Raw genomic sequence first — 24,232 nt, forward strand, 5'->3', positions numbered from 1 at the left:
ACCTCCCTTGCGGTAAGTCATCACTAACCGCATTATCCTGTGTATTCAAGGATAGAAATGGTTCTCTAAAGGAGAATCATCTCCTCTTTAATCAGTTATTATCCTCCCTTTAATCGGTGCAACGAAAAATTGTAGTTTGTTGTAAGATTTAGCTAAAGAAAAGTTAATTAAATCAAACTTTAATACCAAATGTTGAACTTTTGTTAATTCCAGCGATTTTTATTCAAAAAAATATGAAGAAAAGTTAACTAAACGTGCAAGTTGAAAGTATGACTGTTGAAATGAACTTACTCAGGATTTGGAGTCAGCAATCGGGGAGGAAGAAAGGAAACTTAATATATAAAATGGTTGGCTATTTTCCAGCATTGCATACTTTGCGCCCAACGATAGCGCTGAGTTTTATCTTGCTTTGGGGTGGTATTGTTTATCCTGGTGTTAGTTTTGCGATTTCTCCACCTAAAATCATAGCTCAGTCTGGTAATCCGCCGGCGATAGATGTATTAAATCAGGGTTTACAAGCGATTCAAGCAGGGAGAGTACAAGATGCGATCGCTTTATTTAGAAGAGCCGCCCAAATCGATCCCAGATTAGCGCCAGCGTACTATAATTTAGGGTTAGCATTACGCCAAGCTGGGCAATTACAACCTGCGGCGGATGCATTTTATCGAGCTACCCAAGCCGATCCCAAATTTGCACCTGCTTTTGCTAATTTAGGCGGTTCGCTGTTAGAAGGAAATAATTTACAGTTAGCCAATGATTACTTGCAACGAGCTATCGAACTCGATGGTAAACTCGGTTTTGCTCACTACAATATGGGATTGCTAAGAGTACAGCAGAGAGATTGGGAAAAAGCGATCGCCTCTTTTAAAAAAGCACTACAATATAGCCAAAATGCACCAGAGCCAGCTTACCATTTAGGATTAGTTTATTTACAACAAGGTAAAATCGACCAAGCCAGAGAAGCGTTTCGCCAAGCAATTAAAATTAACCCTAGATATGCAGAAGCGCACTATAATCTTGGTTCACTTTGGTTTCAACAAGGTAAATTACCCGAAGCCTTAGAAGCCTTTAGAAAATCTGCGGCTGCTAACTCCAATTATGCCAGCGCTTATTATGGTGCAGGATTAGTTTTTATGCAATTAAAAAAATATGCAGAAGCTGCACAAGTTTTTCAATATGCGCGAGATTTATTCACTCAACAAAATAATCCCCAATGGGCAAGAAATGCTCAACAATTGTTACAACAAGCACAGAATTTAAATTACCAACCTCGCTGAGGCGTGAATCATTTAGATTGCGCAACAATAGGGCTATACCAATTCAAAAGTCAAAAGTCAAAAGTCAAAAGTCAAAAGTCAAAATTAAAAGAATTAGATGGGATCTGAACTTTTAATTTTGGCATTTTTGGTTAATTTGAGTGAATTGGTATTGTAGATTAGACTATCTGGCGTGGTCTAAGCCTAACCCATCGCAATGGTATTGTAAATGCAAAAGCGCGTCAAAAGTCGGTTTTTATTTTGCGATCGCTGGTTTGATCGTCGTGCGATCGTGCAGAACATGGAAGCGTTTCAAGACTTAATAGTCATAGTCTTGTGTTTAGGTTTATTTGCTGTGATGTTGCTGCAATTATGGGGCATATTTATTGCCGTTACCCAGCCATTAGATTACAAATTAGTCACAGCAAAAATACTTTTTGTATTAATTTTGGTAGAATTATTTCGGCTCTTGATGATTTACCTACAAGAGCATAGTATTGCCGTGGGTGTAGCAGTCGAAGTTACCATTGTCTCCGTCTTGCGAGAAGTAGTAGTTCACGGTGCGTTAGAAATTTCCTCAATTCAAACAGCCGCAATTTGTGGTTTATTATTCATTTTGGGCGGCTTACTCATAGTGTGTGCCAAAACACCCCACATGGATTGCATGAGCGCGAATACAAAATTTTGCCCCATTGCTTACACAGGAACTAGGGACAAGCAAAACCTAGAATTTCAATATTCTCGATGTGAGGATAATCAGCAGCTTTCGTAAATGGGCAAGGGGCATGGGGCATGGGGTATTATTGGACAAATCTGCCTTTCCTTGCCTCATTCCTGAGTAATTTAGCGACACATCAATATATTCTAGAGGGCATGGCAATGCCCATAGGTGTCAACTTAAAGTAAAACCTTTCTCTATCTCGTTTCCAGCCTCTGGCTGGAAATGCGTATTGCGAGGCTCCGCCTCGTCTTCTGATAAATTGAGGCGGCAGCCCACAGATCATAGCTCCCACGCAGAGCATGGGAGCTAGATGGACAAATGACAAATGACAAATGACAACCCTCACAGCTATCTTTAATTGCACCGCCTACCATCAAAACATTTGCTCTAAACGCTGTAAATCTCGCTGCACCTCATTTCCCAAAGCTTTATTATTGGGATCTGTCTTCAGCGCTTTTTTAAGGTAAATTCTGGCTTTAAGTACTTGATGTTGATCTATCAGCACTCGCCCCCAGATTTGATAGGTAATAGCTTGCCACTGACGCACTTCAGCATCTTCTGGTAAACGATCTGCCAAAGCTTCTACTAGTGCGATCGCTTGCGGAAACCGTTTTTCTTTTAAAAATCGCTGTAACTGCTCATAAGTATTCCACTTGAGGCGCTGTTCTATAGCAGTTACACCAGGCGGTTTCGGTGTCGTCGCCTGTCGCTTTTTCGCTGCTGCTGCTGGTGCTTTCTCCTGAGGTGCTGTTTTTGTTTCTTCCCGTGCAGAAACAGGCGTTTGACTAGCAACGCCAACAGCATCTTCTGGTATAACTACAGTCAACAGAAATTTATAAGCCTCTGTTAAGGCAATAAACTTGTCTTTAGCTTTGTGGTCATCTGGGTTAATATCGGGGTGATATTGCTGCGCCAATCGTCTGTAAGACGCCTTAATGTCAGCAAAAGAGGCTCCCGACCTTAAACCCAATAAACGGTAGCAATCTCCAAGATCCATCTTGAGCTATCAGCCATCAAATATTCAGCTTCAAGCTTGCCACTTAAAGTCTGAGGTCATTAATAATAAAGACTTATATTCTAAGTTAAAGTTCAGGATTGACAAATTGGGGCATGGGGCATTGGGCATTGGGCATTGGGCATGGGGCATTGGGCATTGCTAAACATATCTTTTGCTCCCTCTGCTTCCTCTGCTTCCTCTGCTCCCTCTGCTCTCCCTGCTCCCTGCCCCCCTGCCTCATCCCCTACGGGCGTTCTTCAATCACGCGATCTATCAAACCGTATTCTTTAGCTTCTGCGGCAGACATGAAAAAGTCACGATCCATGTCCTTTTCAATTTTGGCTAAAGTCTGACCGGTGTTGTTAGCGTAAATCTGATTGAGCTGGTTACGAATCCGCAGAATCTCTCTAGCTTCAATTTCGATATCCGTTGCTTGTCCGCGCGTACCACCAGAAGGTTGGTGAATCATAATCCGTGAGTGCGGCAATGCCATACGTTTGCCTTTGGTGCCAGCAGCCAACAGGAAAGAACCCATTGAAGCGGCTAAACCAACGCAAATTGTCACCACATCGGATTTGATGTGTTGCATGGTGTCATAAATTGCCAAACCTGAGGTAACCATACCACCAGGAGAATTGATATACAAATAAATGTCCTTACCCGGATCTTCCGAGTCCAGGTATAACATAACAGCGATAATTTGGTTAGCAATTTCGTCATCAATGTCCCGTCCCAAGAAAATAATTCTTTCACGGTACAGGCGATCGTAGATGCTAATCCAATCCGTAAATTGACCCCCCGGCATCCGGTAAGGAACTTTAGGAACACCTATAGGCATTTGTGTTACTCCGTTTGTAATTTAGTACTTAGTCCAGAGTCCACAGTCCACAGTCCACAGTCAAATATTATTGACTATTGACCATTGACCATTGACTATTGACCCTTGACAAATTAAAGAATGCTCGCAGGTAAAGGTGGATTAGCAAGTTCTTCTTTTTCAAAAACTCGGTCAATCAAACCGTATTCTTTTGCTTGATAGGGAGTCATGTAAAAGAGGCGATCCATATCTTTAGTAATTTTTTCTGGGGCTTGCCCTGTGGTGCGAGATATGATATCAACCATTGAGGCTTTGTTAGCCAGAACTTCCTTCGCCCGAATTTGAATATCCGTTGCTTGACCTTGGGCGTAGCTCTTGGGTTGATGCAGGATAATATTGGCGTTGGGTAAACTGGCGCGGCAACCTTTGGTACCAGCACCGAGTAACATCGCTGCCATACCCATTGCTGAACCGATACAGATAGTATGAATAGGTGGCTTGATGTATTTCATGGTGTCATAGATAGCGAAGGCTTCGGTTTCAAAGCCAATGGGATCGCCACTATAACCCGATGTGCCGGTAGAGTTGATATAAATTTTAATCGGCTTGTCGGGATCGTCGGACTGTAGATACAGTAGTTGAGCGACGATCAATTCTGTGACAGCAGGTACCAGGGGCATCCCAAGATAGACAATTCGCTCCTTCAATAACAGGGAAGGTAAATCTGGCGGCGGCGTCCGGTAAGAATTATCGCCGTAGTAGGGGGCTTGAACAGCCTTGATGGGGGAAATGTCCATAGCAACTGATCGCCTGAAATTATGCCGTTAACTGTAATACATACTAGCGCGATGCTAGCTATCTTCAAGGTGTGGATTTCTGGCTAATGCCTCAGGGGGCTGAGTATCTGCCAATCTTTAGCTTCTAAGATATTCTTTAATATAGGTCATTGGTCATTGGTCAATGGTCATTTGTAAAGAAATTCGCGACTCTGGACTATTGACTTTTGACTCTTGACTCTGGACATTTGCAAAAATTACAGATGATTAATCTATATTGTTTTCCGTAGGTTTGATGTTGCCTTGTGAAGTTATTTATAAAAATGTGTATCCTCTCTAGGGACTTTGGTTTATGAAAGTTAACTTGCAGCCGATCCTCAATGATAGTAATTTAGATGTCAATCAACTGAATAGTCAGCGTCAATTGTCGCTTTCGATTTCTGCGATTGGCGAAGTTTTGGATCGCAATGTGCCACTGAATTTATGCTTAATTCTCGATCATAGTGGTTCGATGAATGGGCGACCGTTAGAAACTGTCAAGCAAGCAGCAGTTCGTTTGGTCGATCAACTCAGTCCGGAGGATCGTCTCAGTGTTGTGGTTTTCGATCACCGGGCGAAAGTCTTAGTACCCAATCAAGTCATTGAAGATCGCGAACAGATCAAAAGGCAAATTAACCGCCTCAGTGCTGATGGGGGAACGGCGATTGATGAAGGTTTGCGTCTGGGGATTGAGGAGTTAGCAAAGGCGAAAAAAGATACTGTTTCTCAAGTATTTTTGTTAACTGATGGCGAAAATGAGCATGGAGATAACAATCGCTGTTTGAAATTTGCTCAATTAGCGGCTAGTTATAATTTGACTTTGAATACCTTGGGTTTTGGTGATAACTGGAATCAGGATATTTTAGAAAAAATTGCTGATGCTGGTTTGGGTACGCTGTCTTACATTCAAAAATCCGATCAGGTAGTCCAAGAATTTAGCCGTCTGTTTAACCGGATTCAAACAATTGGCTTGACTAATGCTTATTTGCTATTCTCGTTAATGCCCAATGTGCGGTTGGCGGAACTTAAACCCATCGCCCAAGTTTCTCCCGATACTATTGAGTTACCTGTACAACCAGAAGCTGATGGACGCTTTGCTGTGCGCTTGGGTGATTTGATGAAAGATGTAGAGCGGGTAATTTTAGCTAATATTTATTTGGGACAGTTGCCTGAAGGTAAACAAGCGATCGCGAATGTGCAAGTCCGCTACGATGACCCGGCTAACAACCAAACCAATTTATTTACCTCTAATATCCCCATTTATGCCAATGTAGTTAGATCTTACCAGCCAGATGCTAATCCCCAAGTGCAGCAGTCTATCTTAGCCTTAGCTAAATATCGCCAAACTCAATTAGCAGAAGCGAAATTACAACAAGGCGATCGCGCTGGAGCTGCGACAATGTTACAAACAGCAGCAAAAACTGCATTGCAAATGGGCGATAAAGGTGCAGCCACAGTATTGCAAACTTCCGCTACTCGCTTGCAAGCTGGTGAAGAGTTATCCGAAAGCGATCGCAAGAAAACGCGGATTGTCTCCAAAACAGTATTGCAGGATACGCCTCACCCATGAAAGTAAAATTACTGTCTGTACTCAATGATAGTAATGTTGACCTGGCTCAAGCTAACAGCCAGCGTCAACTGGGAATTTCTGTTGCGGCAATTGCTGAGGAGTTTGGTAGCAATTTACCCCTCAACTTATGCTTGATTCTCGATCGCAGTGGTTCGATGCATGGGGAACCAATCAAGAATGTGATTCAAGCAGTTGAGGGATTATTAGATCGACTAAATCCAGGCGATCGCATTTCTGTAGTCGCTTTTGCGGGTTCGGCAGAAGTAATTATCCCTAACCAAGTAGTTGCAGATTTAGGTAACATTAAATCACAAATTAAAAACAAACTTAAAGCAAGTGGTGGTACAGTCATTGCCGAAGGTTTGCAACTGGGAATTACAGAATTAATGAAAGGTACCAGAGGCGCTGTTTCCCAAGCCTTTTTACTCACAGATGGACATGGTGAAAGCAGCTTGCGCATCTGGAAATGGCAATTAGGCCCGGATGACAACAAACGTTGTTTAGAACTTGCTCAAAAAGCCGCTAGATTGAACTTAACTGTAAATACATTGGGTTTTGGCAGTAACTGGAACTCTGATTTACTAGAAAAAATTGCCGATGCTGGTGGTGGCACATTAGCTTATATTGAGCATCCACAACAAGCTGTCCAAGAATTTAGCCGCTTATTTAGACGGATGCAATCGGTGGGTTTAACTAACGCCTACTTGCTATTATCCTTGATACCGCAAGTACGGTTAGCCGAACTTAAACCCATTGCCCAAGTAGCACCAGATACAATAGAGTTACCAGTACAACAGGAAGCAGATGGAAGCTTTGCCGTGCGTTTAGGCGACTTGATGCAAGATGGGGAACGGGTAGTTTTAGTTAATATTTATCTCAGTAATTTACCGGAAGGTAGACAGGAAATTGGACAGGTGCAAATTCGTTATGACGATCCAGCGCTAGATCGCCAAGGCTTACTTTCTGCGATCGCACCTGTATATGCAGATGTAGTTTCTACTTACCAACCAAATCTTAATCCCCAGGTACAGCAGTCAATTTTAGCCTTAGCCAAATATCGCCAAACCCAGTTAGCAGAAACCAAATTGCAACAGGGCGATCTCATTGGTGCTGCAACCATGCTACAAACCGCCGCCAAAACCGCCTTGCAAATTGGAGATAAAGGTGCAGCCACAGTACTACAAACTTCTGCTACCCGCCTGCAAGCTGGTGAAGAACTCTCAGAAGCAGAGCGCAAGAAAACCAGAATTGTTTCCAAAACAATTTTACAAGAATAATTCGTAATTCGTAATTCGTAATTCGTAATACCCTGCGGGAAGGCTTGCGCCTACGTAATTCGTAATTTGGTAAGTCAGTGGTAAGAAACCAAACTATCTTAATAACTGTAAACAGGCTGGAAATTTTTACCAATGACTAATGACAAATGACAAATGACAAATGACTAATGACAGCCTCAGCCAGTTATCTTTAATTTCGCCAAACTATTTTATGAAAATAAAAGATATCCATCACATAGCTATAATTTGTTCTGACTACGAACGTTCTAAAAAATTCTATGTAGAAGTTTTAGGATTTCCAATTATTGCCGAAACTTTTCGCGCTCAGAGAAATTCCTATAAGTTAGATTTAAAAGTTGGTGAAAATAACCAAATAGAATTATTTTCCTTTCCCAATCCCCCCCAAAGACCTAATAGCCCAGAAGCTTGCGGTTTAAGACATTTAGCATTTGCAGTTGATGACATAGAGCAAACTGTAACTGATTTACAATCAAAAGGTATAGAAGTAGAAAATATTAGAATTGATGAAATTACAGGAAAAAAGTTTACTTTCTTTAAAGACCCAGATAACTTACCATTAGAAATTTATGAGTATTAATATTGTCACCTAGTTCGTAGTCAGGACTTTATTCCTCAAAATTAGAGATAGCTCCGCTGATTACAGAGAAAAAACTTTTATTTTTTGTGAAACTTGTGTAAGCCATAAAAATTATGGCAGGTAAATAAAAAAATCAGGACACAACCAACATTATTGTGCCCTGAAGAATTATTAATACATAAATAGCTCAGATTCCTAATCAAGCTTGAAGATTTACTTAATTAATAGTCTCTGAATGTATTTTCTTTTTCCCTAACCGTAAACCAAATAAACCTAAGCTCAACAATCCCAGAATCGCAGAAGGTTCAGGGACTTGTTGAGGTTCTTCATCATAACTATCCCACATAGTTCCATTGTTTACTTGGAATAGTCCTTCTTGAGCTAAAAATTCAGTTAAATCTTGACCTTGATTTAGGGTTGTTGTAGTCGTCGTACCACCCCAACGGCTTTGCTTAAACATTTTATTAATATTACTTACTGGCGTGCTATTACCTTTAGTATTAGCAATTGTTTGGGCTTGGTTTTGCAGCGTAGATAATTGTGCTGATGAAAGAATATTAAAATTACTAGAGGCTCGGTTATAACCAATAACATCCAATGCTTGTAAGTCCAAATTAGTTAAACCTCTTCTGGTATTGCTTGGTAAAGATGGGTCCATAATTCCTAGAGCAGTACCGTTATTACTACGTTTCCAGTGGCTGCCTTGATAACCATCTGGTTGATAGTTGGTAAAGAAAAAACTCGATTTTAAATCCTCATTTTCGCCTGTAGATAAATTAGCTAAAGCTGTGTCTCCTCCGTTAATGGAAAAGAAAGGAGTTGAATTACCAGTTCCGCCATAAGTCATATTTATTTCATGATCGGTTGTGAGCGATGATTTACGAAATAGGTCAAATGAAGTAATATACTTATTCCGCTCTACTTCATTATTGTAATTATTATCATTAACAGCATCTATGCCACTCACAAAACCTAAAACATGTCCAATTTCATGAATTAAGACGCTAGTAAAATCAAATTTATTAATGCCAACACCAGAACTAAGATAATCATTTTGCCAACCAAAGCCAGTATTAATCAAATCATTGAATACAATTACCCCATCTAAATCAGTATTATTTGTGTCTAGCAAATTTAAAGCCTTGGCATTAGCTCTAGTTAGATTAATGTTGCTAAAGGACTTATCTTTGAAACCTTCCATTTCCGCAGTTAAACTGCTAAAAAGAAGGGGTATGGGTAAATTTTCTACAGCCAGTTCATCATTTGTATAAGTAAAAATATTGTTGTCGGTGGTGCGATCGCTTTTTAAGGCGTTGTAAAAGCTGCTGTAATTTACATTGTTCATAAAAGCTGGAATCGCCCCAGCTAGAACTCCTGAAGGTAATTTGCTGGAATTACCCTTCTTCAGGTGAATATTGATCGTTGCATTATCCGTAAGATATTGTTCCCAAATACTCCCGGCTAATTCTGCAGCAACTTTTTCTTCCATTGTGACTTCTGTATCGTATGTGAAGTTCAATTTCAGTGCTTGCGCTGGCATACTCATGCCCGTCACAGCGCATAATGTTGTAATTAAAGATAGAATACCAATGCTTATACGCATATAGTTTTTATAACTGTTAATTTTTTATAGTCGCTTTTAACTTAGCAATTTTCGAGCATGAAATTAATGAACTATTAATGAAATCTTGTGGGGTTTTATCAAATTTTTGATATGAATATTCAAAATAAATCCACCATAAATAGAGGATATTACTATATACATACTGTGAAAAAATTACTAGCTAAATATTTGCCCCAACTGATTGTTATCAGCCTCTTACTCTGTATAAATACTTTGATTGATTAATCAGTTTCAGTAAGTCGGTAATTGCATCTAACTATATTAAGAAACGTAAAGAGGCTGGAAACCCTTACCACTGAAAAATGACAAAGCACAAAGTTATTATCGCCGCCTGCCGACGATAATAACTTTGTCAGAATAACAACCTTCTGTTGTCATTGTTAATTTTTGTTAAAATTATGATGTTATTGTGATGTTCAATATCAACCCAAAGGTGATTGAAAACAGTGAATATTTGTGGTGATAAATTTTCCTCGCTACTTGCTGAACTTAAATTTATCAGATTATGGGTAGATGTACGGAATTTTAGCTTGAGGTATTTTGGATAATTACAGTAGTTCAGCAAACCCTGGATGGCTTTGATGCAGACGATAAGTTAGCTTAATATTTCTATCTCCTGCTGTACTGGTAATAGTTCAATGGGTGAGTGAATCCGAACTTAATTTTAGACAAACACAAGTTAGTACTCTGACAAGGGAACTATGCTAGGTGCATTAAATTTTCTAGTTCTCTTCTTTTCCTCTTTCTTTGAGTACTTCGTGCCTTCGTGGTTCGTTTTTTCACCCAGTAAAGTTGACTTTCCAGAGTATTAGTTAACAACAATCTAAGTTAAATCCAATCATTTTACAATGAATCAAATTATACTTTAATTCCCGAATTTTCTTCCTAGTAAGAGATTTTTGGTTGAAATAAGCATTCGTATCTATTAGAATAAACTTCACATATATAAAGATACCTACTACTCTATTTCATGAAGTTTTGATGAAGGAGTATTCAGCAAGTAACTTGATAGAAATTGTCTAACTAAAGTCTCGAATACATAGTAATCGGCACATGAATAATGAAAATAGCCTTTATAGTTGGGAAGTTTCCGATATTATCGGAGACATTTATTATTAATCAAATCACAGGTGCAATCGAACGGGGACATGAGGTTGATATTTATGCTTATCAACCTAGTCATAGTTCTAAAGTACATCCCAATTTCCATAAATATCAGCTTTTATCGCGCACTTATTATCAACCAAGCATACCCACGAATCGATTTTGGCGATTGCTCAAAGCAATCAAATTAATCATTGAGAATTTCAAGAAAGCTCCTTTAGTCTTACTGCGATCGCTGAATATTTTTAAATATGGCAAACGAGCAGCTTCATTAAAATTACTGTACTCAGTCATTCCCCTATTAAAGTCTCCAGCTTACGATATTATTCATTGTCAGTTTGGCCCCCAGGGACTAGAAACTATGCTGTGGCGAGATTTGGGTGCAATTCGTGGTAAGTTGGTAACTTCATTTCGCGGCTACGATATCAGTTCATATATCCATAAATATGGAGAGGATGTTTATGAGGAACTCTTTATCAAAGGAGATTTTTTCTTAGCAAATTGCCAATTTTTTCAAAAAAAAGCTATTCGTTTAGGTTGCGATCCTCAAAAAATTGTTGTACATGGTTCAGGTATAGATTGTAGTCGATTTCAATTTAAACCCAGATTCGCACCTCAAGCAAATGCAAAAATTTACCTGCTAACAACTGCTCGCTTAGTAGCCAAAAAAGGTTTAGAATACAGTATTCGTGCCGTGGATCAAGTGGCGAAACTTTACCCAAATATTGAGTACAATATCATCGGTGATGGTGTTTTAAGGCAGGAGTTAGAACAGTTAATTACAGCATTGAATATTACGGATAAAATTCAGATTTTAGGTTGGAAGCATCAACTAGAAATTATTGAATTTCTGGATAATTCTCACATTTTTTTGGCTCCGAGTATTACTAGCGAGGATGGAAATCAAGATGCACCCGTAAATACATTAAAAGAAGCAATGGCTATGGGTTTACCAGTTATTAGTACAAGGCATGGAGGTATCCCTGAATTAGTAGAAGACGGAATTTCTGGGTTTCTTGTTCCCGAACGAGATGCGGATGCGATCGCCAAAAAATTAATTTATCTGCTGGAGCATCCAGAAATGTGGGAAAAAATGGGAAAAGCCGGTCGTGCTTTTGTCGAAACACAATACGATATCAATCAGCTTAACGATGAATTAGTACAAATTTATCAGCAAATTAGTAATCAGAATTTACAGATCGCAGACAAATCTTTAGCGGTAACAAGGATGTGAACAACATGAACCAAAGCGCGATCGCACATTCTTTAGTCACGATTGTAGTAGTACCAAGAGAGCGTTTTAGCTACACCCGCCAATCCTTAGAAAGTATCTATGAGCATACAGATTATCCATTTAACTTAATTTATGTAGATGGTAATTCACCGTCGCCGATTCGCGATTATTTAGCAGCGCAAGCCAAAGAAAAGCAATTTCAACTGATTCGCCAAAATACTTACCTATCACCAAACCGCGCGCGGAATATGGGGTTGAAGGAAGTGAAGACTAAGTATGTTGTCTTTATAGATAACGATGTGGTTGTCAGTCCCAATTGGCTGCAACCTTTGGTAGACTGTGCAGAAACCACCCATGCAACCATAGTTAGTCCGTTATTATGTCAAGGTACACCCATCCATCAAGAAGTACATTGTGCTGGTGGAGAAACAGGGGTACGCTTAGATCGCGATCGCCGCAGAATTATTGAAAAAATTTACGATCAAGGACGAAAAGTTGCAGATGTGCTTCCGCAATTAACACAGCAACCCACTGGTTTAGCAGAGTTTCACTGTATGCTAGTCCGCACAGAGATATTTGCGCAAATTGGCTTTTTAGATGAAGCGTTACTTTCTACGAAAGAACATGTAGATTTGTGTATGTCGGTGGCGGCAGTTGGTGGTACAGTTTACCTAGAGCCTGCATCTGTGGTGACTTATGTACCAGGGCCGCCATTAGACTGGACAGATTTACATTACTATATGTTGCGGTGGAGCGATCGCTGGGAATTAGCCAGCTTAAAACACCTGCGTCAAAAATGGAACTTAAGCGAAGATGAATATTTTCAAAATAGATACAAACGCTTAGGATCGCGAAGACAAATGACAATTATTCGTCCAGTAGCGCGGAAATTATCTTTAGGAAAATTTGGCTTTCAGGTTGTCAATAAAATCCTGCGGGGGGTAGATAAACTGCTGAATCGCTGGATTACTAGTTGGTGATTCATCAGACTTTGGTATAGTTACGTCCAAACATCGGAAAATCAGTAATGAAGCAGCCTCAGCAATTAAATTCTCAGCTAAAAGAAGTTATCTATACACCTGAAAGTAGATTGCGAAATCCCAAACAATTAGCGCAACAAATGTGGCGAGACTTATTAGCATCTCGCGAACTTGCTTGGCGATTGTTAGTGCGGGATATTAGCGCTCAATATCGTCAATCTTTTTTAGGAATAGCATGGGCTTTTTTACCACCAATTATTATGGCAGCAGGATTTACATTAGCCCATGATGCCAAAGTAATTAATATTCAAAATACAGATTTACCTTACCCAGCTTATGTATTGTTCAGTACTGCATTATGGCAAACATTTGTTGAAGCTGTAAATGGCCCGGTACAAGCTGTAATCGCCGCCAAACCAGTATTAGCTAGAGTTAACTTTCCGAGAGAAGCGTTAATTTTAGCTAAACTAGGTGAGGTATTTTTTAACTTCGCTATCAAATTAATTTTAATTGTAGCATTTTTTCTTTGGTGGAAAATTCCTGTAAGTTGGACAGTCATTCTCGCACCAGTAGCGCTGATTCATTTAATTTTACTGGGAACATTTTTCGGGATTTTATTAGCTCCCTTGGGAATTTTATATCAGGATATATCGCGAGGATTAACTTTAATTACAAGCTTTTGGTTATTTCTCACTCCTGTAGTTTATCCCGTACCCAAACAGGGAATATTTAGTATATTAGTTCAGCTTAATCCGGTCACGCCTTTATTAGTAACAACGCGAGAATTAGCAACTACTGGTAGTATCTCAAATCCTGATAGTTTTTGGGTTGTGAGTGCAATTACTCTACTCGGTTTAATTATCACCTGGGTAACATTTCGTTTAGCTATGCCTTTTGTAGTTGAGAGAGTTAGTTCTTAATCATGATTAATTATCCAAATGATTCTGAATTACTGATTAGCGTCGATAAAGTTTCTAAAAAATTTTGTCGCAATTTAAAACGCTCTTTACTATATGGTATCCAAGATATTTGTACAGAGTTAACCGGAGGAAATCGCCACGGTGATATTTTACGTCCTCAAGAATTTTGGGCGTTAAAAGATGTCAGCTTTCAACTGCGCCGGGGAGAAGCTTTAGGCTTAGTGGGAGCTAATGGAGCCGGAAAAAGTACCTTGCTGCGAATTATTAGCGGATTGATTAATCCTGATACGGGAACGGTGAAAGTTAGGGGGAAATTGGCACCATTAATTGCTTTAGGTGCTGGTTTTAATCCGGTTTTGACAGGGAGAGAAAATATCTATGCAAATATGTCAATTTTGGGATTATCGACACCAGAAATAGAAAAAAGATTTGATGCTGTAGTCGATTTTGCTGGAATTGCAGATGCAATTGACGCACCAGTACAAACCTATAGTTCGGGGATGGCGGCGAGATTGGGTTTTGCTTGCGCAGTTCACATAGAACCTGATGTTTTATTAATTGATGAAGTGCTGGCGGTTGGGGATATAAATTTTCGCGTCAAATGCTATCAGCGATTAGCCAAACTGCGAGAATCGGGGACAGCTTTTGTGTTAGTTTCTCATAATCCCCATGTAGTTTTAAATGTTTGTGAAAATTCGGTTTATTTAGCGAAAGGAAAATTAATTAAATCTGGCGAAACCGAAGCTGTAATTCGTCAATATGAAGAAGATGTAAGTTTAGCAGGGACAGATACAGCTTTAGGAATGATGTTTTTACCAGAAAAGCCAGAAAGTCAAAGCTTAGGTATAGATATTGTTTCTCTCTGTTTTCAAGATGAGCATGGTAATCTCTTGACATCTCCTTTATGTGGGCAATTAGCTTATTTATCTGTAGAATGCAAAGCCTATAAACAAGTTGATAATGCTAATTTAGGCGTATCGATTACAGCTTTATCGGGACAAAATGAGCGGATTTTATATATAACTTCTGCAAGCGATAATGAACCCTTAAAAATTCTGCCGGGAAGGGTGGAAATTCAAATGCAGATGCCTTATTTTTGCTTATTACCGGGTTTATATAGTGCGAAGATATATATCAAGGAAGGTGTACGTTCTTTTGATATCGTTGAATCTTTTCGTTTTATGGTCAAAGCAGGTAAAATTACTAGTCGTTCGTTATTTTATCAGCCCCGACAGTGGCAAGTTATTAATCATAACAATTCAAAATTCAAAATTCAAACCTTGTACTGAAGCTCACTCGTTCGACGAAGTCGTTCCCGAAGGGTAGTATTCAAAATTCAAGACATTTTCAGATGGGGATTATCTTTTTACTTTTTACTTTTTACACTTCGACAAACTCCCTTCGACAAGCTCAGTGCATCGCAGTGCGGCGCTGTCAATAGTCCTCACGATGGATTGTGCAACTTAAAAGCAGAATAGCTGACAATACTGCTCGGTTAAGCTCAAAAACCTTAACCCGCGTAGGTTGGGTTGAGGAACGAAACCCAACATTTGGGTAGCTCTGTTGGGTTTCGCAGAGCCTCAACCCAACCTACAATTTTCTATGGATTGTGCAACTTAAAAGCAGAATAGCTCATACTTGCTATTCGTTTTCCCTAATTTTGGCAGTGTTTCGGATCACTGCAAAACAAAGTTATTTTTTATACTGTCAATTAAGTAATCCAGCAAGAACGATTAACTTTGCAGCTTGTAGAAACTTGGTAACCGCAAAACCACGTTGAGAAAGCATAGGAGGATTTAAGCCTCTATTGTGAAAACAGCTGCTCAGGTAATGGGCGTCTAAATTGCATAACTACTCATATGGGCTGTTAACTGTCAACGGTCAACTGTCAACAGCCTTCACGATGGATTGTGCAACTTAAAAGCATAATAGCCTATCTTGCTACTTCACCAGTCGGGAAAGATTGACTAGAGGAAACTGAAATCGAGATGTGCAAGATGTTCGCATTTTTTCCATCTTAGTTTTCATCTCCTGAATTCAGACAACATATCTGCATTTGATTATTCATCACCAGGTAACGATCGATGAAATTGCAAACCTTACTTTTGACTACTGCAATCAGCTTAACTGTATTCAATCCGGCGGCTATTGGTAGCACCGAAACTGCTCAAAAAATTAAATCTGTTGCTCAAGTTAAAACAGAACTTTATGATACACTGCAAATTTTGGATGATACTAATGTCTGTATTGGTGCTTGTCAAGTCACCAGACAATTAGGTGTTTGTAGTTTAGTCGAAAACCTAGATACGCAAGTTAAAGGTAAAATTTTTGGCAGAAAAATTCGCAATCGCTCTTCTGCATTACCAATCGATAAAGCTGATGTGGAATTAATGCGCCTGATTTATAGTCAGTGTAAATCTCTGAAACCAGAGAATTTCCCGCCTTATCTCCAGCTTAATGCTAATCGCAAATATAAGATATTTAACCCAACTTGTAAATCGCTGGAAATAATTAATCAAGGATTGGGTTTAATTGACGATACGGTAGTTAATTGCAATTGACAGTCAGTAAATCGGCGTAATTAAAGACAACTGGCGAGGTTTGTCATTTGTCATTGGTCATTTGTCATTTGTCATTGGTCATTTGTCATTTGTCATTTGTCATTCTTACAAAGTTCTGAGCGGAGGAAACCTCCGCTCAGACTTTGCGCTTTGTCATTGGTAAGGGTTTTAAGCATGTTTACATTGCGCAACATAGTTTGGTTTACTCCCGCCGACTTACTTAAATAGTTGGTTTTAGATATCAAAAATCACATCAGATAGATTAATTAAGATGTTTTTGTCGAGTCGGGGGTTAATAGATTACAGACTGTAGTGAATGTGCAATGCAACAGGCGAGCGTGCGATCGCATGACAATGTAACACGATTGCATCGGTTACAATGCGATCGCATGACTAACAATGACGATACTGTTTTGTAGCTGAGAGTCAAAGCGCAATATAATTTTTGTTACACTTTGATAATCAGGCCGTAATATGGTAGTTAGCGGCTGATATTACGGTCGCTATTTTTACTCTTATAAGTTTGTTAAACTACTGTAGCTTTTGTCAGCAACTTGCGTAATAAATTAGCCAATCGATATTTTAACCAAAACCAAGTGGCTCTCTAGTAACATTGCTACTATTTGCCAGGAAGTGTGTTTTGGTTGCATCTTTGGCTATTGATAAAATTGTTGGCTTCTCAATGAGGTTAGTTTGTGAAAAATCAAGTTGGAGAGGTGGCTAACAGGCTATCTGGAGGCTTTGTTACTTACAACCAAGAGTGGCGAGTCACTTCGATTAACCCTCAGGCTGCCCAAATTTTTAATAAAAACTGTGAAGATTTACTAGAACAAAATTTTTGGTTTAATTGTCCCGAAACTGTTGGCTCTAGGTTCTATCATGAATGTCATCGGGCGATCGCACAACAATCTTTAGTTAGATTTGAGCAATTTTTTCCGATGTTGGATGCTTGGTTTGAGGTGAGTATTTACCCTAGTCAAACAGGCTCCACAATATATTTCCAAGATATCACGGAGCGTCAGCAACTAGAAATCTATCTACAGGTAGATCGTTCAGTATCATCCGCAAATGCTTCGCTACCGCCTACCCTGACTCCCCCTTGGCAAGCACAACATTGGCAGACGGTGTTAGATAATTCTCCTGATGTGATTTTTCAATTCGATGGGAATTTGCGGTTGTTGTATGTGAATCTGGCGATAGAAAAAGCCACTGGCAAACCCCCTAACACGTTTCTTGGAAAAACCCTGGCGGAAATGGAATTACCTGCAGATATTTATGCTGGCTGGGAACGTTCGCTGCGGCTAGCGTTGACGACTGCGCAAGAACAGTTAATAGAATTAGCATTACCCACACCTACAGAAGAACGGATTTATCAATCGCGATTTGTGCCAGAGTTAAACTCTCAAGGTGTGGCAGAATATGTGTTAGTTTTTAGTCGTGATGTTACGGAAACTAAACGAGTTGAACAGGAACGAGCGAGATTAATTCGCGAACAAGCAGCCAGAGCAGAAGCAGAAAGAGCGAACCGAATTAAAGATGAATTTTTAGCAGTATTGTCTCATGAATTGCGATCGCCTCTCAATCCGATTTTAGGATGGGCGAGACTGTTACAAACTCGGCAATATGACAGCACAACCTTAAATCGCGCCTTAGAGATAATTGAACGCAACGCCAAAATCCAGGCGCAATTAATCGAAGATTTGCTAGATGTATCGCGAATTTTACGCGGTAAGCTGAATCTGAAAAAATGTCCGGTGAATTTAGCGACAACTGTGGAAGCGGCGATGGAAACTGTACGTTTAGCCGCTCAAGCTAAGGATGTGGCTATTAATGTGACTTTTGCGCCAGATGTAGCTAAGGTATTAGGCGATCCTGATAGATTGCAGCAGGTAATTTGGAATATTCTGTCTAATGCGGTGAAATTCACGCCATCGGGGGGACAGATTGAAGTTGAACTCAAGCAGGTAGATACGCAAATTCAAATTACCGTCAAAGATAACGGTGAGGGGATTACACCGGAATTTTTACCTTATGTATTTGATTATTTCCGTCAAGCCGATAGTTCGATTACACGCACCTCTAATGGCTTAGGGTTAGGATTGGCGATTGTGCATCATTTAGTCGAACTGCATGGTGGTACAGTGACAGCCGAGAGTCAAGGTAAAAAACAGGGTGCGACTTTTACAGTTAAATTACCAATTATGACTGCTACGACGCAACACAAGCAAACAGAACGGGAATTAGCACGGACGATTAATTTGCAGGGGTTGCGAATTTTAGTTGTAGATGATGATGCAGATTCTCGCGAATTTGTCGCGTTTTTGTTAGAACAACAAGGTGCGATCGCAAATACAGCTGCTTCAGCGACACAAGCTTTGCAAATATTTGCCCAAATTAAGCCAGATATAGTGATTAGCGATATTGGGATGCCACAGGTTGATGGGTATAGTTTATTACGCCAGATGCAAGCATTAAATAAAAATCGGCAAATTTTAGCGATCGCTCTCACAGCTCATGCTAGCGAAAGCGATCGCCAAAAAGCCTACAAAGCTGGATTTCAACGACATATTCCCAAACCCATCGAAGCCGAAAAGCTGTTAGTCAACATTGCTAACTTGATTGAGCAAATTATACCAATTCAAAATTCAAAATTCAAAATTCAGAAAGCCAGATGTAACAAGGATTTCTGAGTTTGCATCTGTTGCTAAATTTGGGAGAATTGGTATTAAGTAGGTTGGTGTAATTAAATATCAATAGTCATTTGTCATTTGTCATTTGTCATCTCTGATTGACTTAGTAAATACTCCGCGAAACTTTGCGCTAACCTCCGCGTTCCTTTGCGTTTAAAAAGCCATAGCTGCTAAATAATGCACCCTATTTTCTCCTTTATTCCTAACTTCTATTACGCTTTTTTATAGACTTAGATTTTGTCAGCGATCGCATTATTCTACTAATAATATTAGATGAAGATTTTCTATTATTATTAGTCCTTCTAGGTGGATGATTTTCCTCTGGTACATCTGGACTATTTAAAGGTACAGCATGTTTAGCCGGTCTAATTCCACTGCCATATCTTCTTGCATAAACCTGGGTAAATTCCGCGCCAAAAAAGAGAATTTGTGCAGCGTAATAAATCCAAGCCAAAATAACTACTACCGAACCAGCAGCACCATAGGTTGAACCAAAACTGCCATTACCTAAATATTGTCCTAATAAAAATCTGCCGATGGAAAACAAAATTGAGGTAATAGAAGCGCCGATTATAACATCACCCCAAGTAATTTTTACATCTGGGAGAACTTTAAAAATCAGACCGAACAATATTGTCGTAATTACAAAACTCAGCAAGAAATTCACAAATTGCCAAATAAAATCAACACCCGGTACCAGGTTACTAAAGAAAGTCACCAGTGCGGATAATCCAGCACTAACCACAAGAGAAACCAGCAGTAAAAAACCAATCCCCAAAACCATCGCAAAAGATAAAGCCCGTTGGCGCACCATAGTATTTACACCTGCGCCTGGTTTTGGTTTGACTTCCCAAATCGTATTTAAAGCATCTTGTAATTCGTTAAATAAACCAGTTGCACCTAATAATAAAACTAGGATACTAATAACTGAAGCAATAGTTCCCGTTTCTGGCTGGTTTGCGTTTTGAATTGCAGTTTCAATAAATTCTGCGCCTGTTCTCCCCACTAAACCTTGAATTTGACGAACAATTTCACCCCTAGCAGCTTCTTCACCAAAAACTGCACCGACAATTGCAATTACAATTATGAGCAATGGGGCGATAGAAAAAATTGTGTAATAAGCTAACGCTGCTGCTAACCTTGAAGCTTTATCCTCACTCCATTCTTTAAAAGTTTCTTGGAATAATTTCCAAATCGCTTGCCATCTCATAGCATTAGTCTCCATATCCCCAATGTTGCCTGCATGAGATTATTGGATAATGATTCCCCTCTTAGCGTCATCTGTCCAAAGGTGTTTGAGTAACAACCGTAAGGAATAATATTAATTCAAAATTCAAAATTCAGACTGTATTTGGTTTTTCGGGTATAAAAAATTCGTAATTATTGGAATTACGAATTACGAATTACGAACTACGAATTAAAATTTACATTTCTTCTAATTCCATACCTTTGGTTTCTTTGATAAAGAACAAAACGAAAAACAGCGAGATAGCCGCAGCAGTTGTATACAACCCATAAGCAGCACCTAAGCCGAAATATTGCAAAATTGGTGGAAATGTTGTAGAAACAGCAAAGTTAGCTACCCATTGTATCGCCGCCGCAACAGAAAGCGCAGCTGCACGAATTTGGTTATTAAACATTTCTCCTAATAATACCCAAACCACAGGCCCCCAGGAGAAACCAAAACAGAATACATATAGGTTGGCGGCTACCAGAGCAATGATACCTGCATTTCCTGTTAACGTGGGGTTACCAGCAGCATCGGTTGCAGCGTTACCAAACATGTAAGCCATTGTTCCCAAGGTTACAGTCATGCCGATTGAGCCTAAGATCAGTAAAGGCTTACGACCGAATTTATCAACAAATGCGATCGCAATTAGGGTAGTAATAATATTAACGGCTCCAGTAATCACTGTAATCGTTAGTGAATTTTGCTCAGAAAATCCGACTGCACGCCACAAAACACTACTGTAGTAAAAGATGACGTTAATCCCCACCAATTGCTGAAATACAGATAAGCCGATTCCAATCCACACAATCCGCAACAATCCGCCATTTCTACTTAACAAATCAGAAAACTTCGGTTCCCGTTCTTGGAGTACTGTTTGACGAATTTCTTCAATTTTGGCAAAGACATTACCGCCTAAAATCTTAGTTAAAACATTAGCAGCTTCCGGTTCCCTTCCTTGTGCAACTAAGTAGCGTGGCGATTCGGGAATCATTAACGCAGCCATTCCATAAAGCACAGCTGGCGGAAATTCTGTCCAAAACATCCAACGCCAAGCTGCTATTCCAAACAAAAACGGCGAACTCGCTGAACCTGCTGATACTGCAATAAAGTAGTCGCATAACAAAGCAATAAAAATACCGACGACTATTGCTAGTTGTTGCAGAGATCCCAATCTCCCCCGCAAATTTGAAGGAGAACATTCTGCAATGTAAGCCGGCGCAATCACGCTAGCAGCACCTACAGCTAATCCTCCCAATATCCGCCAAACAATAAAATCCCAAATAGTGAAGGCGATTCCCGAACCAATAGCACTGATGCTAAATAATACCGAAGCAATAATCATTGCCTTAACTCGACCATAGCGGTCGGCAATTTTACCTGCATAAAAAGCACCAATTGCAGAGCCTAATAATGCTAAGGAAACAGCCAAGCCAGTGAGTACGCTATTAGCATTATAAGCTTGAGCTAGAGCCGCAACCGCGCCATTAATCACCGCCGTATCAAAACCAAATAAAAAACCTCCCAGTGCAGCCGCACCAGCAATTAATATGACATAGAAGGTGTTAGATTTACGACGAGTAGTAGTAGTGGTCATAGTGATATTTCAAACATACAAACATTGATTTTGCTATTACATAGACACGAAAAATTTCACTAGTTTTGCACTAGTTAATGTTTGACAACTGCACTTTTTTTGTGTGGTTGATTATGAATGTGAAAAGTTTATGCCAAAGTTAGTCATTACTTTGGACATTGCCCGCTAAAAACTTGAGATGTTAAGCTACTATAGATTTTCAATAATTAAATTGGATTCCTATAATAGAAAATAGGCAGCAACCCTATAGCTTGCTGAAATCTTTTTCAAGGGATATTTTGCGTTATCAATCTAGATTAGCGTTTTATTAATAGTAATAAAATATAAAAAGAGTCAGATTTTATATCTCTCTAAAGTTAGATGTTTATCTGGTCATTTGTCATTTGTCATTTGTCATTTGTCATTGGTAAGGGGTTCAGATCTATTTACGTTTCTTAATATAGTTTGGTTTAGGGACATCCAATTTTTTAAATACCCAATAAATTTGTAGTGCGAGCATCTTGCTCGCTTTTGAACACCAGCGAGCAAGATGTTTGTCCTTCGGACACGCTACGCGAACGCACTACGAAATATGGGTAATTTATTTTTTGTAAGTCCCTTATTTATGGGACTTACTTAGATTTGAATTAAAAAAGTAAATATATGATCTCAATTATCCCCAAATACAGAGTATTTCAGGTAAATTAGGTATGCGCTTCGGGGCATGGCATTGCCCATACAGTCAACTTAAGTTTTCTGGCTTACCCAACGAATCGCCCACAGGCTGTAAGCCTGGGGCTAACGCTACAAAGCCCACCTTTGTGGGCTAAGAAAATTTAGCCCACAAAGGTGGGCTTTGTTCAATTAGCCGCACCCTTCGAGGGTGACGGCGGTTCATTGGGTAAGCGAGGGGCTGGGGGTGAGGGCATAACCTTGTCACCAAGCGGATTTCACATTAAGTTGAAACCAATGGGCATTGCCATACCCCTACAATCAACAATTATCTTTATGTACCAAATTGCAATTTGCTGTATTTTAAGAATTGTTAATTTCTTGTCAATTCAGGCTAAGATTTAACGCCGTAAACTGCGGGGATCGAGTGCATCTCTTAACCCATCTCCGAGTAAGTTGAACGCAAGTACTGTGAGAATAATTAACACGGCTGGCGGCCAGATTAACCAAGGTTGCAATACTAAAATTGAAGCATTACTAGCAACAGAAAGCATATTACCCCAAGATGGATCTGGTTGCTGAATTCCTAAACCAATGAGACTGAGTACAGCTTCAGCGCTGATAAAACTGGGAACGGCTAAGGTAGCGGAAATAATTACATAGGTAGCGGTTTGGGGCAAAACGTGACGGAGAATAATATATATTGGTTTACCTCCCATTGCTCGTGCTGCTTGGACAAATTCTCGTTCTTTAATTGAGAGTACCTGTCCGCGAATGACCCTTGCTAAACCTGCCCAACTAATTACCGAAGTAATGACTACAATTAATAAAAAGCGCTGAGTGCTGCTTAATCCCGGCGGTAAGACTGCGCCTAATGTCACCAATAAATATATGCTGGGGAAAGTCATTAGCACTTCTGCTAGGCGCATAATTAAGGTATCAATTATACCGCCGAAATAACCAGAAATACCGCCGATGATTAAACCTAAAGGATAGGTGATAATTACACCAAAGATGCCAATAAATAAGCTGATGCGACCGCCATGTAATAATCGGCTAAATTGGTCACGTCCTTGGTCATCAGTACCTAAAATATTAAATCTACCTTCGCCAGTTGTACCAAATAAATGCAAATTAAAGGGAATACCGGGGATAATAGTAACTTCATCCCAGGTGGGGGGTAGGGGTAAACTGAGTTGAAACAGGCGATATTCGGAACCAAAGACAAATAAACGCAGGGGTGAAGGTTTTTTAAAGTCTACTATGAGTTGGCGATCGCCTGTTTCTAAATTAGTGTTTCCTTGGGTTGTAGGATATACATGAGGGCCGATAAACTGTCCTGAAGGTGTAGTCCAGTAAATCTTTGTTGGTGGCAATAAGGAACTATTACTTAGCGCATCACACCGCCCGCTAGATAAATCAGCAGTGTCACATGGTCGATAAGGGGCGACAAAATCAGCAGCAATTACGGCTATATAAAACACTAATAGCAAAATCGCCCCAAATCGTGCCAAAGGATTCTTCTTTAGTCTTTGCCACCAATCCATAATTTTAATCAAAAGTCAAGGGTCAATAGTTTATAGTCATGGGTT

General features: G+C 39.6%; 18 protein-coding genes. 11 read left to right on the forward strand and 7 right to left on the reverse strand.

Annotated elements, in window-relative coordinates; translation table 11 throughout:
* Positions 1 to 344: 344 nt before the first annotated feature.
* Positions 345 to 1,277 carry a tetratricopeptide repeat protein gene (locus H6G08_RS18400; protein WP_190545600.1) on the forward strand — a complete coding sequence of 311 codons (933 nt, stop codon included), beginning with the start codon at positions 345 to 347 and terminating at the stop codon, positions 1,275 to 1,277.
* A gap of 208 nt (positions 1,278 to 1,485) precedes the next feature.
* Positions 1,486 to 2,028, forward strand: a complete 543-nt coding sequence (locus H6G08_RS18405; protein ID WP_190545514.1) for a phosphate-starvation-inducible PsiE family protein — start codon at positions 1,486 to 1,488, stop codon at positions 2,026 to 2,028.
* Between the two features lie 322 nt (positions 2,029 to 2,350).
* Here the strand turns inward: H6G08_RS18405 and H6G08_RS18410 are convergent, their stop codons facing one another.
* The 3 genes from H6G08_RS18410 to H6G08_RS18420 form a co-directional block, all read right to left on the reverse strand.
* Positions 2,351 to 2,974 carry a J domain-containing protein gene (locus H6G08_RS18410; RefSeq protein ID WP_190545516.1) on the reverse strand — a complete coding sequence of 208 codons (624 nt, stop codon included), beginning with the start codon at positions 2,972 to 2,974 and terminating at the stop codon, positions 2,351 to 2,353.
* Positions 2,975 to 3,218: 244 nt separating this feature from the next.
* Entirely contained in the window at positions 3,219 to 3,812 is a 594-nt protein-coding gene (locus H6G08_RS18415) for an ATP-dependent Clp protease proteolytic subunit (RefSeq protein WP_045868061.1), read from the reverse strand.
* Positions 3,813 to 3,925: 113 nt separating this feature from the next.
* The gene (locus tag H6G08_RS18420; RefSeq protein WP_190545518.1) at positions 3,926 to 4,588 is read right to left on the reverse strand and encodes an ATP-dependent Clp protease proteolytic subunit; all 663 of its coding nucleotides are present in this window, start codon (positions 4,586 to 4,588) and stop codon (positions 3,926 to 3,928) included.
* Positions 4,589 to 4,919: 331 nt separating this feature from the next.
* Between H6G08_RS18420 and H6G08_RS18425 the strand changes: the two genes are divergently transcribed.
* The 3 genes from H6G08_RS18425 to gloA2 all read left to right on the forward strand — a co-directional run bounded on the left by H6G08_RS18425 (position 4,920) and on the right by gloA2 (position 8,051).
* Positions 4,920 to 6,176: a vWA domain-containing protein gene (locus H6G08_RS18425; protein ID WP_190545520.1), complete on the forward strand. Its 1,257-nt coding sequence runs from the start codon at positions 4,920 to 4,922 to the stop codon at positions 6,174 to 6,176.
* Positions 6,173 to 7,453, forward strand: coding sequence for a vWA domain-containing protein (locus H6G08_RS18430; RefSeq protein WP_190545522.1), 1,281 nt, complete (start codon positions 6,173 to 6,175; stop codon positions 7,451 to 7,453). Before H6G08_RS18425 ends, H6G08_RS18430 begins: the two co-directional genes overlap by 4 nt.
* 211 nt (positions 7,454 to 7,664) lie before the next feature.
* The gene (gloA2, locus tag H6G08_RS18435; protein ID WP_190545602.1) at positions 7,665 to 8,051 is read left to right on the forward strand and encodes an SMU1112c/YaeR family gloxylase I-like metalloprotein; all 387 of its coding nucleotides are present in this window, start codon (positions 7,665 to 7,667) and stop codon (positions 8,049 to 8,051) included.
* Between the two features lie 217 nt (positions 8,052 to 8,268).
* On the opposite strand, the gene H6G08_RS18440 is transcribed toward gloA2, so the two are convergent.
* Complete coding sequence (locus H6G08_RS18440; RefSeq protein WP_190545524.1) at positions 8,269 to 9,654, reverse strand: NF038122 family metalloprotease; 1,386 nt, start codon at positions 9,652 to 9,654, stop codon at positions 8,269 to 8,271.
* 1,081 nt (positions 9,655 to 10,735) lie between these two features.
* Between H6G08_RS18440 and H6G08_RS18445 the strand changes: the two genes are divergently transcribed.
* From H6G08_RS18445 to H6G08_RS18470, 6 genes are all read left to right on the forward strand, one after another.
* Positions 10,736 to 12,013 carry a glycosyltransferase gene (locus H6G08_RS18445; RefSeq protein ID WP_190545526.1) on the forward strand — a complete coding sequence of 426 codons (1,278 nt, stop codon included), beginning with the start codon at positions 10,736 to 10,738 and terminating at the stop codon, positions 12,011 to 12,013.
* Between the two features lie 5 nt (positions 12,014 to 12,018).
* Positions 12,019 to 12,993, forward strand: coding sequence for a glycosyltransferase family 2 protein (locus tag H6G08_RS18450; protein ID WP_190545604.1), 975 nt, complete (start codon positions 12,019 to 12,021; stop codon positions 12,991 to 12,993).
* Between the two features lie 47 nt (positions 12,994 to 13,040).
* Positions 13,041 to 13,913: an ABC transporter permease gene (locus tag H6G08_RS18455; RefSeq protein ID WP_190545528.1), complete on the forward strand. Its 873-nt coding sequence runs from the start codon at positions 13,041 to 13,043 to the stop codon at positions 13,911 to 13,913.
* A gap of 2 nt (positions 13,914 to 13,915) precedes the next feature.
* A complete protein-coding gene (locus H6G08_RS18460) occupies positions 13,916 to 15,202 on the forward strand; it encodes an ABC transporter ATP-binding protein (RefSeq protein WP_190545529.1) in 1,287 nt (428 codons plus the stop codon).
* 795 nt (positions 15,203 to 15,997) lie between these two features.
* Positions 15,998 to 16,474, forward strand: coding sequence for a hypothetical protein (locus H6G08_RS18465; RefSeq protein WP_190545531.1), 477 nt, complete (start codon positions 15,998 to 16,000; stop codon positions 16,472 to 16,474).
* Between the two features lie 695 nt (positions 16,475 to 17,169).
* Positions 17,170 to 19,164, forward strand: a complete 1,995-nt coding sequence (locus H6G08_RS18470; protein ID WP_190545533.1) for a hybrid sensor histidine kinase/response regulator — start codon at positions 17,170 to 17,172, stop codon at positions 19,162 to 19,164.
* Positions 19,165 to 19,366: 202 nt separating this feature from the next.
* Here the strand turns inward: H6G08_RS18470 and H6G08_RS18475 are convergent, their stop codons facing one another.
* The 3 genes from H6G08_RS18475 to H6G08_RS18485 form a co-directional block, all read right to left on the reverse strand.
* Complete coding sequence (locus H6G08_RS18475; RefSeq protein WP_190545534.1) at positions 19,367 to 20,374, reverse strand: YihY/virulence factor BrkB family protein; 1,008 nt, start codon at positions 20,372 to 20,374, stop codon at positions 19,367 to 19,369.
* A 214-nt stretch (positions 20,375 to 20,588) separates the two neighbouring features.
* Positions 20,589 to 21,989 (reverse strand): sugar porter family MFS transporter, encoded by a 1,401-nt coding sequence (locus tag H6G08_RS18480; protein ID WP_199322647.1) that lies wholly within the window; start codon positions 21,987 to 21,989, stop codon positions 20,589 to 20,591.
* Between the two features lie 1,052 nt (positions 21,990 to 23,041).
* Complete coding sequence (locus H6G08_RS18485; protein WP_190545608.1) at positions 23,042 to 24,187, reverse strand: ABC transporter permease; 1,146 nt, start codon at positions 24,185 to 24,187, stop codon at positions 23,042 to 23,044.
* Between the last annotated feature and the right edge of the window lie 45 nt (positions 24,188 to 24,232).

The organism is Calothrix anomala FACHB-343 (assembly GCF_014696435.1).
GTDB lineage: Bacteria > Cyanobacteriota > Cyanobacteriia > Cyanobacteriales > Nostocaceae > Aulosira > Aulosira anomala_A.